At 69.9% G+C, this 13,078-nt stretch carries 12 protein-coding genes; 6 read left to right on the top strand and 6 right to left on the bottom strand.

Translation table 11 applies throughout. The annotated features are described in order from the left end of the window. Positions 1 to 3 precede the first annotated feature (3 nt). From BBK82_RS22515 to BBK82_RS56750, 3 genes are all read right to left on the bottom strand, one after another. Positions 4 to 957 carry a glycosyltransferase gene (locus tag BBK82_RS22515; RefSeq protein ID WP_065916769.1) on the bottom strand — a complete coding sequence of 318 codons (954 nt, stop codon included), beginning with the start codon at positions 955 to 957 and terminating at the stop codon, positions 4 to 6. Positions 958 to 1,106: 149 nt separating this feature from the next. After that, a complete protein-coding gene (locus BBK82_RS22510) occupies positions 1,107 to 1,760 on the bottom strand; it encodes an imine reductase family protein (protein ID WP_218920649.1) in 654 nt (217 codons plus the stop codon). Then, positions 1,739 to 1,918, bottom strand: coding sequence for an NAD(P)-binding domain-containing protein (locus BBK82_RS56750; protein ID WP_418287516.1), 180 nt, complete (start codon positions 1,916 to 1,918; stop codon positions 1,739 to 1,741). Before BBK82_RS56750 ends, BBK82_RS22510 begins: the two co-directional genes overlap by 22 nt. 150 nt (positions 1,919 to 2,068) lie before the next feature. Between BBK82_RS56750 and BBK82_RS22505 the strand changes: the two genes are divergently transcribed. Genes BBK82_RS22505 through BBK82_RS47650 form a run of 3 tightly spaced genes read left to right on the top strand, consistent with a single transcriptional unit; the run spans position 2,069 to position 4,018 of the window. Beyond that, positions 2,069 to 3,040, top strand: coding sequence for a GlxA family transcriptional regulator (locus BBK82_RS22505; RefSeq protein ID WP_065916768.1), 972 nt, complete (start codon positions 2,069 to 2,071; stop codon positions 3,038 to 3,040). An 8-nt stretch (positions 3,041 to 3,048) separates the two neighbouring features. Next, positions 3,049 to 3,606, top strand: a complete 558-nt coding sequence (locus BBK82_RS22500; protein WP_065916767.1) for a sugar O-acetyltransferase — start codon at positions 3,049 to 3,051, stop codon at positions 3,604 to 3,606. Positions 3,607 to 3,610: 4 nt separating this feature from the next. Next, positions 3,611 to 4,018, top strand: a complete 408-nt coding sequence (locus BBK82_RS47650) for a YjbQ family protein (protein WP_071812651.1) — start codon at positions 3,611 to 3,613, stop codon at positions 4,016 to 4,018. Here the strand turns inward: BBK82_RS47650 and BBK82_RS22495 are convergent. Further along, the gene (locus BBK82_RS22495) at positions 3,914 to 4,873 is read right to left on the bottom strand and encodes a YhgE/Pip domain-containing protein (RefSeq protein ID WP_065916766.1); all 960 of its coding nucleotides are present in this window, start codon (positions 4,871 to 4,873) and stop codon (positions 3,914 to 3,916) included. The two genes, BBK82_RS47650 and BBK82_RS22495, sit on opposite strands and share 105 nt — an antisense overlap. Before the next feature lie 124 nt (positions 4,874 to 4,997). Between BBK82_RS22495 and BBK82_RS22490 the strand changes: the two genes are divergently transcribed. Continuing rightward, on the top strand, positions 4,998 to 5,969 hold the full coding sequence (locus tag BBK82_RS22490; protein WP_065916765.1) for a DUF8017 domain-containing protein: 972 nt from the start codon (positions 4,998 to 5,000) through the stop codon (positions 5,967 to 5,969). Position 5,970: 1 nt separating this feature from the next. Here BBK82_RS22490 and BBK82_RS22485 read toward each other — a convergent pair whose 3' ends face one another. Together BBK82_RS22485 and BBK82_RS22480 are read right to left on the bottom strand one after the other, a co-directional pair. Next, on the bottom strand, positions 5,971 to 6,309 hold the full coding sequence (locus BBK82_RS22485; protein WP_065916764.1) for an antibiotic biosynthesis monooxygenase family protein: 339 nt from the start codon (positions 6,307 to 6,309) through the stop codon (positions 5,971 to 5,973). A 46-nt stretch (positions 6,310 to 6,355) separates the two neighbouring features. Further along, positions 6,356 to 9,322, bottom strand: coding sequence for an AfsR/SARP family transcriptional regulator (locus BBK82_RS22480; protein ID WP_237048317.1), 2,967 nt, complete (start codon positions 9,320 to 9,322; stop codon positions 6,356 to 6,358). Between the two features lie 769 nt (positions 9,323 to 10,091). Here BBK82_RS22480 and BBK82_RS22475 point away from each other — a divergent pair. Together BBK82_RS22475 and BBK82_RS22470 are read left to right on the top strand one after the other, a co-directional pair. Beyond that, on the top strand, positions 10,092 to 10,415 hold the full coding sequence (locus tag BBK82_RS22475) for a hypothetical protein (protein ID WP_065916762.1): 324 nt from the start codon (positions 10,092 to 10,094) through the stop codon (positions 10,413 to 10,415). Positions 10,416 to 10,459: 44 nt separating this feature from the next. After that, positions 10,460 to 13,024, top strand: coding sequence for a BTAD domain-containing putative transcriptional regulator (locus BBK82_RS22470; protein ID WP_065916761.1), 2,565 nt, complete (start codon positions 10,460 to 10,462; stop codon positions 13,022 to 13,024). The last annotated feature ends 54 nt before the right edge of the window (positions 13,025 to 13,078 follow it).

The raw sequence follows: 13,078 nt of genomic DNA, 5'->3' as shown, positions 1-13,078 counted from the left end.
GTGTTACACAACGTCCGCCAACCTGTCCGCAACTTCTTCGGGCGACGGCATGTGACGTATCTCCCGGGCGAGGTGACCTGCGGCTTCCCGGTACTGACCAGTTACGAGCAACAGCCGCGCGCAGTCCGCGATCGGCCCCGCGCTGAACGCATGCGGCCGTACCGCCGCACCGGCCGCCACGAGCGCGTCGGCGTTGGCGAACTGATCGGCTCCCTGGGGCAGCACGACCTGAGGGACCCCTGCGGTCAGTGCGCCCAGCATCGTGCCGCTGCCACCGTGGTGGACGACGACGTCCGCGTACCGGAGCACCTCGGCCTGAGGCAGCCACGGATGCACCGTCACGTTCGGCGGCAGGTCGGTGAGCACGACCCGTGGCGCCGCCACCACCACCTGGACGTCGGAGAGCTTGCCGAGCCCCACGACCGCCTCGGCGAGCAGCTCGCGCGTGCCGAACGCGGTGCCGAGCGTCAGGTAGACCATCTTCCCGGCCGTGCGCACCGGCACCTCGCCGGGCGGCGAGAACGGCACGGGCCGCAGCGGAATCCGGTCCTGCGCCAGGAAGGCCGGGTCCTGCAACGAGGGCGGGCAGATGTCGACGTGCCGCCCGCCCTCCGGCCGCACCAGCCCGACGCCGTCCGGGAACATCCGCCCGAACCCGTGCCACACCGCGGGGAACCCGCGCCGGCGGGCCTCCGACACCACCTCGGGCACCGCCCACCCGCCGACCACGAGGTCGGGCAGCAGCCGTTCGAGGTCCTGGGCGATGTCCTCGGCGTAGATCTCCCCGAACACCAGGCCGGGCCGGAACGGCCGCAGCCCGAGCTTGCCCAGCACCGGGTGCATCTCCTCGCCGACGGCGAAGTGCACCTCGTGCCCGGCGGCGCGCGCGGCCACCGCCAACGGGATCAACGGGTAGGTGTGGCCGACCGTGGCCATGCTGGCGAAAAGCACACGCATGCCACGAATCTAGTGGCGCGGCTCGGAACGTTGCCGTGGTGATTCGCGGTCAGACGGCCACCTGCTGAGCGTGAATTACCCGCCCACGTTACGAGTCGCGCCACTAGTTGCCGGTACGAAGCCAGTTGCCGAGCAGCTCGGCCCGGTCCTCACCCCTTGGCACGCAACAGCTCCACGACCCGCGCCCACCCGTCCCTACCGTGTCCCGCCGAGACCGACCGCCGCGCGTACTCCCGCAACAGGTGCGGCAGCGTCGCGTCGACCTCGCGGACCTCGCTGGCGTGCACGAGGTGGTCCAGCGTGGCGAGGTGCACGTCCAGCGTGGCGTCCGAGCCGGGGTAGGCACCGGCGTCGACCTGGCCGGCGTAGGTCGTCAGGAAGCCGGCGACCGGGCCGAGCCAGCGGGTGGCCAGCGGGGTGAAGTGGGTGGCGGTGGCGCCGTCGGCGGTGACGAGTGCGGTGGCGTGCAGCCAGGCGGTGAGGGTGGCCCACATGATGCCGAGCAGGGCGGTGTCGTAGAGGGCGGCGCGGCCGGGGTCGGTGCCGAGGTCGATCGGCTCGGCCAGTGCGGACAGCAGGCCGGAAGCCTCGGCGAGAGCGTCCTGGTCGCCGCTGTAGAGGATCATCGAGCGCGGGTCGCCGATGCCGGGTGGCGTGGTCATGATGCCGCCGTCGACGTAACGCACGCCGGTCAGTTCTCCGGCGAGCGCGCGGGCCTGTTCCGGCGAGCCCGAGGTGAGGTTGACCAGGGTCGAGCCGGGCACGGGGTCGAGGATCCCGGTCAGCGCCGGGTAGTCGAGCACGCAGGCGACCACCACGGGTGCGCAGCGCTGGGCCTCGGCCGCGGTTGCGGCGGCGAGCGCCCCTGGGCCACCAGCGGCGCTGTCCTGGCGGCCGAGCGGTTCCAGACCGTGACGCGGTGACCGGCGCGCAGGAACGCGGAAGCGAGCGCCGAGCCCATCTGCCCGAGTCCGAGCACGGCAACGTCGGAGTGCATTGTCGTTGTCTCCCAATGGTTTGTGGACTGGCATCACCCTCGCAGGACAGGACCACCGCCGACAGTGGCAGGAATGCCGACATTCGAACCATTGCTGCCACTAGCCTCGACGGCATGCGCACGGTGGCGATCCTGGTGACCGAGGACGACGCACCCTCCACGTGGGACGTCTACGAGGCCGGCCTGGCCTGCGTGGTGTTCGGCGTCGACCACGGCGACCTCGCCGACCCCTGGTACGAGATGCGGCTGTGCGGCCTCAACCCCGCTGCGCCACGGGCGGAGCACGGCTGGACGCTCCGACCGGAACACGGCCTGGAGGGTCTGCACGGCGCGGACACGATCATCGTCCCGTCCGTGCCCCAGGCCGTTCTGGACGGCAGGGCGGCGCTGGACCCGTTGCTGGTCAAGGAACTCCAGGACGCGGCGGCCAACGGTGTGCGCATCGCCGCGTTGTGCAACGGCGCGTTCGTGCTCGCCGAGGCAGGTCTGCTCGACGGCAGGAGGGCCACCGCGCACTGGTCCTACACCGACCGCCTGGCCGCCAGATACCCGCGGGTCGAGGTCGACGCCGGGGTGCTCTACGTCGACGACAGTGACGTCCTCACCAGCGCGGGCGCGGCTGCGGGGCTGGACCTGTGCCTGCACCTCGTGCGCCAAGACCTCGGTGCGCACGTGGCCAACCAGCTCGCCCGCCGGCTGTGCGTGCCCGCGCACCGCACCGGCGGACAAGCGCAGTTCGTCACACGGCACGTGCCGGACACCGACGACGACAGCGTCGCACCGGTGCTGGAGTGGGCGGCGAAGCACCTGGACCGTCCGCTGACCGTGGCGGACCTCGCGCGCAGGGCGGGCATGAGCGAACGGACCTTCTTCCGCCGTCTGCGCGAAGCCACCGGCAGCACGCCGTTGCGGTGGCTGCTCGCCCAGCGCATCGCCCACGCCCAGTCCCTGCTGGAGGCGACCGCGCTGCCGGTGGAGCAGGTCGCGCAGCGCTGCGGCCTGGGCACCGGCACGAACCTGCGCCGCCACTTCACCGCGCACGTCGGCGTCACGCCCACGGAGTACCGCCGCGCCTACGCGGGTTGAATGTCCGCATGGGAACGAACCGCGAGAAGATGATCAACGGTGAGCCGTACCTGCCGGCCGACCCCGAGCTGGACGCGGACCGGCGGCGCGGCTGGCGGGAGATGGCGCGGTTCAACGCGCACGACCCGGAGGACCTCGACGGGATGTACGAGATCCTCAAGGGCTTCGTGGCGGAGATCGGCGAGGGCACGACGTTCATGCAGCGCCTGCAGATCGAGTACGGCTACAACACCCGCGTCGGCGCGAACAGCTTCATGAACTACGGCGGCATCATCCTCGACTGCGGCCCGGTGACCATCGGCGACCACGTGATGATGGGCCCGAACGTGCAGCTGCTGACCGCGTTGCACCCGATCGAGGACCACGACGCGCGCATCGCGGGCTGGGAGACCACGGCACCGATCGTCATCGGCGACGAGGTGTGGTTCGGCGGCGGTGTGATCGTGTGCCCCGGAGTGACCATCGGCAACAACACGGTCGTGGGCGCCGGCAGTGTCGTGACGCGTGATTTGCCTGCTCACGTGCTCGCGGTCGGCAACCCCGCACGGGTGGTTCGTAAGATCTGAGGTCATGCGCAGCGAGGAGATCCAGATCCGCACCGGTGCCGAGGAGGTCGTGCACGACCTCACCCGCGACTGCGAGCGGTTCCTCCAGGACGAGAACGGCGACGGCCTGCTGCACGTGTGGGTCCCCCACGCGACGGCGGGCGTCGCCATCATCGAGACGGGCGCGGGCAGCGACGACGACCTGCTCACCGCGCTCGAACGCATCCTGCCCCGCGACGTGAGGTGGCGGCACCGGCACGGCACCCCCGGTCACGGCCGTGACCACGTGATGCCCGCGCTGGTGCCGCCCTACGCGACGATCCCGGTCCTAGGCGGTGTGCTGGCGCTCGGCACCTGGCAGTCCGTCTGCCTGGTCGACACCAACGTCGACAACCCCGTCCGGACGGTCCGGCTGAGTTTTCTGGCCGGCTAGCACCAGCACGAGCCCGACCACGGCGATCCCGGCGAACACCCACCACTCCGTGCTGATCGCACCGTCGTGGAGGAGTGCACGCAGGCCCTCGGTGGAGAACCGGAACGGCGTCCACGACCACAACGCGACCTTGTACGCCGGGTTCAGCAGCTCCGGGACCTGGCCGGCCACCGCGGGCGCCATCAGGTAGAGCAGGCCGAGGATCCCCATCGCGCGGATGCCGAGGTGCTTGAACAACCCGGCCTGCAGCAACGCGAACGCCCCGGCGACGGCGAACAGGAACGCGACCGCCGCGCCGGTGAACGAGACGCCCCACCACGCGAGCAGCCCGACCACCGAGCCGACCGTCAGCACCGCGGCGCCCAGCGACGACACGAGCCGGAACCGGCCGCCCTTGAGCACCACGAACAGCACCCCGGCGACCATCCCTCCGATCCAGAGCAACGCCGAGGCGGCCAGCGGTGCCGTGCGGTCCGCTGCGGACACGGCAGGTGCCTCGGCCCGCACCGGCAGCCCGGCACCCTGGGCGACCCCGGTCAGCACCTGCTGCGCGACCTGCGTGCCGGACGGGTTGACCGCGGGGTTCAGCCGGATGGTGGCCCCACTGGCCGCGATCTCCAGCACCCCGTAGACCTCCCTGTCCGCCAACAGGATTCGCGCCTCGTCCGCGCCGACCACGCGGATGTCGACCTCGGGCGAGTCGGCCGCCCGCACCCGTTCCGCGATCGGCGGCGGTGCCACGACGGCGAGCGGAACGTCGTGCGGGTGGACGGTCGCCTGCACGCCGAACGTCAGCAGTCCCAACAGGAACGCCACGACCGCGCCTGCGACGGCGGTGACCAGCGCGGTGCGCATCACGGACCTCCTCGAAGTTCATCAATCGTTGAATTTGATGGGCAGGACGGTACGCCCGGCCCGTCACGCAAGTCAACGCTTGATGAATTAAGAACTGTCAGGGTCACCAGGTACCGTTTGCCGCGTGACGTACCCAGGTGGCGGCGGACAGGGCGGCTGGAACGACCAGCCCGGTTGGGGTCAGCAGCAGGGTGACTACCCGACCGGTGGTTACCAGGGCACTGGCGCCTATCCGCAGTCCGGCGGTCACCCGCAGACCGGCGGCTTCCCCCAGCAGCAGCAACAGGGCTACGGCGGCAGCGGCTACGGCGGCCTGGGCGTGTACGGAGGCTTCGACCAGGAGCCGCCGAAGAAGAGCAACAAGACCCTCTGGCTGGTGCTGGGCGCGGTCGTGCTCGTGCTGTTCGGCGGCGGCGGCGTCGCCACCTTCATGCTGATGAACAAGGGCGACGACCAGAACGCGGGTCCCGCCACATCGTCGTCGAACCCGACGACCAGCACCTCCCAGGAGCCCAGCGGCGCCGCCACGTGCAAGGACGAGGCCTGGCAGTGCGTCGAGACCACTCTCGGCTACACCTACCAGGTGCCGAAGGACTGGGCGCAGGTCGACGACCGCATCCCGATCACCGGGTTCCAGGGCGTGGCGCTGACCGGCGTGACCTCGTACGGCGACTACACCTGCGAGACCAAGTCGTACACCAAGGGCACCAACGGTGGCGCGTTGCTGGAGAAGGGCGACATCAACGCGGTCGCCACGGAGTTCACCAAGGCCGTCGCCACCCAGTACTACTCCTCCGGCGGCGCCCCGCAGGTCGCGCTGACCCAGCCCAAGCCGGTGAAGATCCAGCACACCCAGAAGGACGGCAAGAAGGTCGTCGTCGAGGGCGTGCAGGTCGACGCCACCATCACGCAGACCGCGAACAAGTGCCTGGCGTCCAAGGGCATGGTGAAGGTCGTGGTGCTCAACGGCAGCGCCAAGCTGCACGCGCTCGTGGTCAACGGCGACCTGGAGGGCGGTGGCGGCGGCGACAAGCCCCCGCTGCCCAAGGAGGCCGACCTGCAGAAGATGATCGACTCGTTGCAGCCGAACACCTGAGTCAGTCCGTGCGCGTGAACCCGTGGCTGCGCTCGACCTTCGCGATGTGCAGCGTGTAGCTCCGGTACCAGTCGGCCCGTCCGCGTGCCTGCGCCGCGCGGTGCTCGGCGTTGGACCGCCACTGTGCCAACGCCTCGGCGTCGCGGAAGTAGCCGACGGTGATGCCCAGCCCGCCGGGGTTCTGCGCGTGGTCCATCCCCAGGTAGCCGGGGATGTCGCGCACGAGCTCCTCCATGCGCGCGTTGGTCTCGCGGTAGTCGCTCTGGTTCTCGGTGCGCACGGTGGTGAAGACAGCCACGTAGTAGGGCGGCTCGAACGCCTCGACGGGGTGATCACTCATGGCGTCACCGTAGGTCGGTGAGTGCCAACGGAGCCACCGTGTTTCCTCAGCGCGCTCCGCCGTTGGACGTCACGGTGGCGGGCAGCGGGTTGTCCGCGGCGATCTTCTCCAGCACCGCCAGCGCCTTGCTCTCCCACAGCGCGAGCCGCAGCTCCTGGAACGTCATCATCGCCTGCTCGACGATGGCGATCGCGTGGAACGTCTCCCCGCGCTGCGACACCAGCTGGGCCAGGTCGAGCCGGATCCGCGCCGCGCCGACCCGGTCGAGGTTCTCCTCGCACAACCGGATCGCCCGCCGCAGCAGCCGGCCGGCCTCGGCGAACATCCGCATCCGCCCGTGGATCAGCCCGAGCGAGTGCAACGCGTAGCTCTCCCCGACCGTGTCGCCGGAACGCTGCACCATGCCGAGCACCGACGTGATCAGCTGCTGCGCCTGCTCGTACCGGCCCTGCACGAGCATCGCGCCGCCCAGCCGGTACAGCACCTGGGCCTCGACGCGGGGACTCGAGATCTCCCGGCACATGCCCAGCGCACCGCGCAGCTGCTCGACGGCCAGCTCGTGCTCGCCGCGGTCGAGCGACAGCTGCGCCAGCTGCGACACCACGTACGCCTGACCGACGACGTCACCGACGCGTTTGAACCCGGTCAGCGACTGCTCGAAGATCCGGGTCGCGAGCTCCGGCCGGCCCTCGTTGTACTCCAGCAGGCCGAGGTTGCGGCGCACCAGCGCGAGCCCGTGCGAGTCGTCCAGCTCGGTGAAGAGCTCCAGCGCGGGTTCCAGTGCCGTTCGCGCGGCCTCCATCCGGCGCTGGCTGTGGTGCAACGACCCCAGCGAGCACAACAACGCCGCGGTGCCGCGCTTGTTGCCGGCCCTGCGGGTCGCGTCGAGAGCGCGCTCGTGGGTCTGCTGCCAGTCGTCGAGGTAGCTGCGCGTCTCGAACAACGTCACGAGCGTGATCGCGAGGTCCCACGCCAGCTCGTCCAGGCCCGCGTCGGCGGCCTGGAGCACGGCCGCGCAGATGTTCGGCCGCTCGCTCTCCAACCAGCCCAACGGGTCCTGCAGCACCTGGTCGACGTACGGGCCGTGCGGCTGCCAGCGCCGGCCGGTGCCGTGCAGGACGGTGAAGTCGCCGCCGTAGAGCCGTTGGTGCGCCTGCTCGGCCATCGCGAGCCAGCCGCCCGCGACCCGTTCCACCGAGGCCAGCTGCGCGTCCGGCTCCTCGTGGCCGGCGAGCTGTTCCTTGGCGAACAACCGGATCAGGTCGTGGAAGCGGTACCTCGGCAGGCCGGTGACGTCGCTGCCGACGACGTCCAGCAGCTGCGCGTCCACCAGCCGTTCGAGCAGGTCGAAACCGCGGTTGCGCTCGTCGTCGGTGAGCGCGCTCGCCGTCCACACCGGAAGGCTTTCCGCCTCCAGCAACGACATCAGCCGCATCACCCGGCACGTGTCGGGCTCCAGGCCGTCGTAGGTCAGCGAGAGGCTGGCGCGCACGACCATGTCGCCGTGCACCAGCTCGTCGAGCCGATGGCGTTCGTCGGCCAGACGTCCGACCATGGAGGCCAACGACCAGTGCGTCCGTGCGGCCAGCCGGGCGCCGATGATGCGCAACGCGAGCGGCAGACCTCCGACGACGTCCACCAATGCCGCTGCCGCAACGGGTTCGCTCTGCAGGCGCTGGGTGCCGATGATGCGGCCGAGGAGCTCCAACGCGTCGTCGGAGTCCATGAAGTCCACGTCCACCAAATGAGATCCGGCCAGCCCCGTCAACCGGGCACGGCTCGTGACGATGACACCGCACGTGGGCGAACCCGGAAGCAGTTGGTGGACCTGCGACTCGCTGCCCGCGTCGTCGAGAACCACCAGGACACGGCGGTTGGCGAGCATGCTGCGGTACATGTCGGCGCGCTCGTCCACGCCGTCGGGCAACGTCGAGCCCACCGCGCCCAAAGCGGACAGGAACCGGCCGAGAACTTCTGCCGGAGTGGCCGATTGGGCCTGGGTTCCGCGCAGGTCGCAGTAGAGCTGGCCGTCCGGGTACCTCTCAGTGGCCACGCGATGCGCCACGTGGACCGCGAGAGCGCTCTTACCGATGCCCGCCTTGCCCGAGATGTTGACCACCGGCATCGACATGTGGTCACCGGAGAGCACCGACAACATCCGCGCGACCACGTCCTGACGGCCGATGAAGTCCGCGATGGTGGCCGGGAGCTGGTGCGGTGACACGACGTTCTGCACGGTGACCGGGACGGTCTTCTCCTGGTCGAGCCGCAGCACCTCGTCGTCGGTGAGGATCGCGGTCTCCAGCTTGCGCAGCTGGTCGCTCGGCTCCAGGCCGAGGTGCTCGATGAAGAGGTCGCGGCCCGCGCGGTAGACGTCGAGCGCTTCGGACTGGCGACCGGAACGGTAGAGCGCGAGCATCAGCTGACCGCGCGGGCGTTCCCGCAGCGGGTGTTCGGTCACCATGCTCTGCAATTCACCGATGAGAGCGTGGTGACGACCGAGCAGCAGCTCGATGTCGATGCAGTTCTCCAGCACCGACAAGCGTTTCTCGTCGAGTCGCAGTGCTTTGTTGTGCAACGTCGCCGCGGCGCCGCCGAGTGCCGGCCCGCGCCACAGCGCGAGTGCCGACCTCAGTGTCGTCGCAGCCTCTTCCAGCCGTCCCTGACGGACGGCCGCGTCGGAGTCGGCCACGCGGCGTTCGAAGAGGAAGGTGTCGATCCGGTCGCCGGCCACCCGCAGCAGGTAACCGGGCTGGCGGGTCTCGATCAGGGCGTCCACTCCGACGCGGGAGAACTCCCTGCGGAGCGCGGACACGCAGATCTGGATCTGCGCCCGCGCGGTCGACGGCGGGGTGTGCTCCCAGACGAGGTCGATCAGCTGGTCCATGCTGACCACGCGGTTGGCTTCGAGCAGCAGCGCGCCCAGGATCGTCTGCTGACGTCCCGGCGGCACCTGCACCTGCTCCTGGGCGCCGATCACCTCGATCGGGCCCAGCAGCTTGAAAATCAGCAACTCATCGGGGGCGGAGCTCATGACGGACGACCCCTCGCGCCTTTGTCTCTCGCACAGCCCCAACACCTCACGCTCCGGTCGGCCTCCGCCGCCGTCGATGTGACGGAAATGTATTTGTGAATGCTTTCCAGAACCCGGCCGGACACGTGGAAAAAGGCACTTCCAGGGCGTTATCTCAAGATCGGGTGATAATATGAGGATTATTCACGTCCGTGTTCGACCTCCTGTCGGCATCAACCGCGGACTGGCACTCGGACAGGCGATGATCTCCGAAGTTAGTCTCGGCGAGGAAAACTGTCAAGATCCTTCTTGCCTATCGGGCAACGATCCAACATAATGCGCCCGATCTCAATAGGCATCTCATTAGGCCTGCCTTGATCCGGAACAACAGAACAGATCAACCAGTACGTGCGCCCCGGAATTGCAGCCTCGAGGTGGCGGTTCACGGCGATCCCACGCGACGCCGCCGAGCAGCCTGAACGCCTCATCGGCGTTACTCCGAGCGGCACAGGCCGTTCGTTCGGACCACTAACCGCACCCAACCATTGCGGTACACCGCACCTAATTCTGCGGTAAAGCCGCCACCCTGCGTAGTAACACCTGTTTGCTGACTCACCGCTCAGCTATTTGTGCGTCTCAACTGGCCACTTCCGCCCCGCCATCACGGCCGATTGATACGCGGTGGGTGCGCGATAGAGCGGCGATGGGCGGCACTCCTAACTTCGTTCTCAGACGCCGATCGAGAGCGTCTGCAGCACAACTCGAAGCCATGGAACCACCTACGTTCGAGGAGGCCGACATGATCCGCAAGACGACCGCCGCCGCTCTTGTTCTCTCCGCCATCCCCGCCGCCCTGGCTCTCACCTTCTCCGGCACCGCGCTCGCCGGCCCGGACACCCCGTGGGCCGGCACGGCCGCCGACGACACCCCGTGGGGGCAGGTCATCGCGTCCGACGACACGCCGTGGAGCCGTTCGGTCACCCCGAAGGACGACGACACCCCGTGGAGTCGCAGCCTTTCCGCCTCCGACGACACACCGTGGAGTCGCGGTACCGCCGTCGCCCCGGCGGACGACGACACCCCCTGGAGCTGATCACTCCCCTCCGCCCGGACATCCACCTGTAGGAGGCCAGAACCATGCGATTCCACCTGCTGGGCTCACTCGAGGTCCTCGACGACGACCTGCCGGTCCCGCTGGGCGGCGTCAAGCAGCGCGCGGCTCTGGGTTTCCTCCTGCTCCACGCCAACCGCGTGGTGGCGACCAGCAAGTTGCTCCAGGCGTTGTGGTCGCGGGACGTCCCGCCGACCGCCCGCAAGATGCTCCAGAACGCGGTCTCCGGACTGCGTGGCGTTCTCTCTCCCCACGGCAGCAGCACGGAGGGGTCTGCGCTGCTGCTCACCCACGCGCCGGGATATCTGCTGCGCGTGGACCAGAACTCCCTCGACCTGTCGCGCTTCCAGCAGCTGACCGAACAGGGACGAGGGGAACTGTCCGCAGGCAACTGGACCGCGGCCGCGAAGGTGCTCCGCGGGGCACTGGGGTTGTGGCGCGGTCCGGTGCTCGCGGACCTCGCGGAGACCGGCATCAACTGGCCGGAGCTCACCGCCATCAAGGACTGGCGGCTGGCGACGCAGGAGGACTGCTTCGAGGCGGAGCTCGCCTGCGGCAGGCACTACGAGATCATCGGTGAGCTGGAGTCGCTCATCGAGGTGGAGCCGTACCGGGAACGGCTCAACGGGCAGCTCATGCTCGCGTTGTACCGGTGTGGCAGGCAGGTCGACGCGCTGAGCGTCTACCGCAGGACGCGCGCGGCACTGGTGGAGGAGCTCGGCCTGGAGCCGGGCCGGGAGCTCCAGGAGCTGGAGCGCGCGATCCTCGACCACGCCCCCGCGCTGGACCTGCCACCGTCGGTGCAGCGCAGGCACCTGCTCGCCGTCGGTCAGACGTCCGCCGCCACTCCCGTGGTCATCACCCCGCCCGCACCGCGTGCTCCCGAGCCCGCGCCGGTGGTCGTGCCGCCCGCGGACGTGACGACGGTGGAACGCAAGCTCGTCAGCGTGGTCATGGTGTCCGCCCAGCTCGGTCTCGCGGCCGGCGACGGGGACCCGGAGGACGTCGACGAGGTGCACCAGGAGGTGTCCGCCGTGGTGCGCGCCGAGGTGGCGCGGCTCGGCGGGGTGGTCGGCGGCGACGTCGGCTCTGTTTTCCTGGCCCTGTTCGGGGTGCCGCGGACGGCGGAGGACGATGCGGACAGGGCGGTCCGCACGGCGTTGTCGATCCGCGACCGGCTGAGCACCGTGGCCGACGTGCAGGTGGGTGTGGCGACCGGGGACGCGCTGGTGCGCCCGGTGCCGGCGGCCGGCCGCGACCGGGTGCTGCTCGACCGGTGCCGGCAGCTGATGGCGCTGGCGCCGTTGGGTGCGGTGCGGGCGTGCGCGGCCACCCGGGACGCGAGCACTTCGGTGACGTGGGCCGGCGAACCTGCCGCCACCGGTGGCTGGCAGGCGGAGTCCGCGGTGTCGCCGCACGGGGCGACCCGGCGGGAGCAGGCGTCCGTGCCGTTCGTGGAACGCGAGCGGGAGCTCTCGGTGTTGCGAGGACTTCTGGACGAGGTGCAGGTCCGGCGCCGGCCGCACTTCGTGACCGTGCTCGGTGAGGCGGGCGTCGGCAAGACCCGCCTGGTGTCCGAGCTGGCGGATGCGTGCGCCTCTTCTTCTGTCGTCGCATTGCGCGGTACTTCCACCGCGTTCGGCGATGACCACGGTTTTGGCCCGCTGTCCGATGTCGTGCGCGGGTTCGCTCCTTCCGCGGAGGCGCTGCGGTCCGGGTTGACGACGCTGGTCGGGGGCGGTGAGCTCGCCGACCGGTTGCACGGAGGTCTGGAAGGGCTGCTGACGCCGACGCCGGACGTGGTGCCGGACTTCGCCGGGTGGCGGAGGTTCCTGGAAGAGATCGCCGACCAGCGCACGCTGGTGGTGTTCCTGGAGGACGTGCACTGGGCGAACGACGTGGTGCTCGACTTCGTGGAGGAGCTGAGCGAGCAGGCCGGATCGGTGCCGTTGCTCGTGATCGCCACGGCCAGGCCGGAACTGCTGCAGCGTCGCCCGTCGTGGTTCGGCGGGAAGCGCAACGCCACGACGATCAGCCTGGAACCGTTGTCGCACAACGGGACCCGGTCGTTGCTGAACTCACTGCTGGAGACGAGCGAGCTGTCGGGTGAGCTCTGGCAGGCCCTCGTGTCGTGCGTCGGCGGCAACCCGTTGTTCGCCATCGAGTTCGCCCGGATGGTGTCCGATCCGCGGATGCCGTGCGTGCACAACGAGTCGTCGCTGCCCATCCCGCCGTCGGTGCGCGGTGTGCTCACGGCTCAGCTGGACTCGCTGCCGTTCGACGCGAAGGCCGTCCTGCAGGACGCCGCCGTGGTGGGTGACGTGGTGTCGCCGGGAGCCGTGGCCGCGACCGGTGAGGGTGACCCGCACGAGGTGGCGAAGGCGCTGGAACTGCTGGAGCAGCGGGACTTCCTGCGCAGGCAGGGCCGCAACAGCGAGACCGGTGAGATCGAGTACGGCTTCCGGCACGCGCTGGTGCGCGACGTGGTGGCCGACCAGCTGCCACGCGCCGTGCGTGCGCAGAAGCAGGAGAGGGCGGCCGCGTGGCTCGCGCAGCCCGCCGTCGACCTGATGGACCGCCGGGCGGGCTGATCCCCGTCCGGGCGATGCCGAACGCCGGGCCCGCGCGTCCCTCCCCCCAACGCG

Source organism: Lentzea guizhouensis (assembly GCF_001701025.1).
GTDB classification, from domain to species: domain Bacteria; phylum Actinomycetota; class Actinomycetes; order Mycobacteriales; family Pseudonocardiaceae; genus Lentzea; species Lentzea guizhouensis.
Note: the sequence above shows the minus strand (reverse complement) of the source record. Positions and strands in the feature narration are given on the sequence as shown.

Bases quoted from the DNA above. Each gene is read 5' to 3' on its own strand.
- BBK82_RS22515 (WP_065916769.1), bottom strand. From the start codon at position 957: ATGCGTGTGCTTTTCGCCAGCATGGCCACGGTCGGCCACACCTACCCG.
- BBK82_RS56750 (WP_418287516.1), bottom strand. From the start codon at position 1,918: ATGGGCTCGGCGCTCGCTTCCGCGTTCCTGCGCGCCGGTCACCGCGTC.
- BBK82_RS22505 (WP_065916768.1), top strand. From the start codon at position 2,069: ATGCGCACGGTGGCGATCCTGGTGACCGAGGACGACGCACCCTCCACG.
- BBK82_RS22500 (WP_065916767.1), top strand. From the start codon at position 3,049: ATGGGAACGAACCGCGAGAAGATGATCAACGGTGAGCCGTACCTGCCG.
- BBK82_RS47650 (WP_071812651.1), top strand. From the start codon at position 3,611: ATGCGCAGCGAGGAGATCCAGATCCGCACCGGTGCCGAGGAGGTCGTG.
- BBK82_RS22495 (WP_065916766.1), bottom strand. From the start codon at position 4,873: ATGCGCACCGCGCTGGTCACCGCCGTCGCAGGCGCGGTCGTGGCGTTC.
- BBK82_RS22485 (WP_065916764.1), bottom strand. From the start codon at position 6,309: ATGAGTGATCACCCCGTCGAGGCGTTCGAGCCGCCCTACTACGTGGCT.
- BBK82_RS22475 (WP_065916762.1), top strand. From the start codon at position 10,092: ATGGAACCACCTACGTTCGAGGAGGCCGACATGATCCGCAAGACGACC.
- BBK82_RS22470 (WP_065916761.1), top strand. From the start codon at position 10,460: ATGCGATTCCACCTGCTGGGCTCACTCGAGGTCCTCGACGACGACCTG.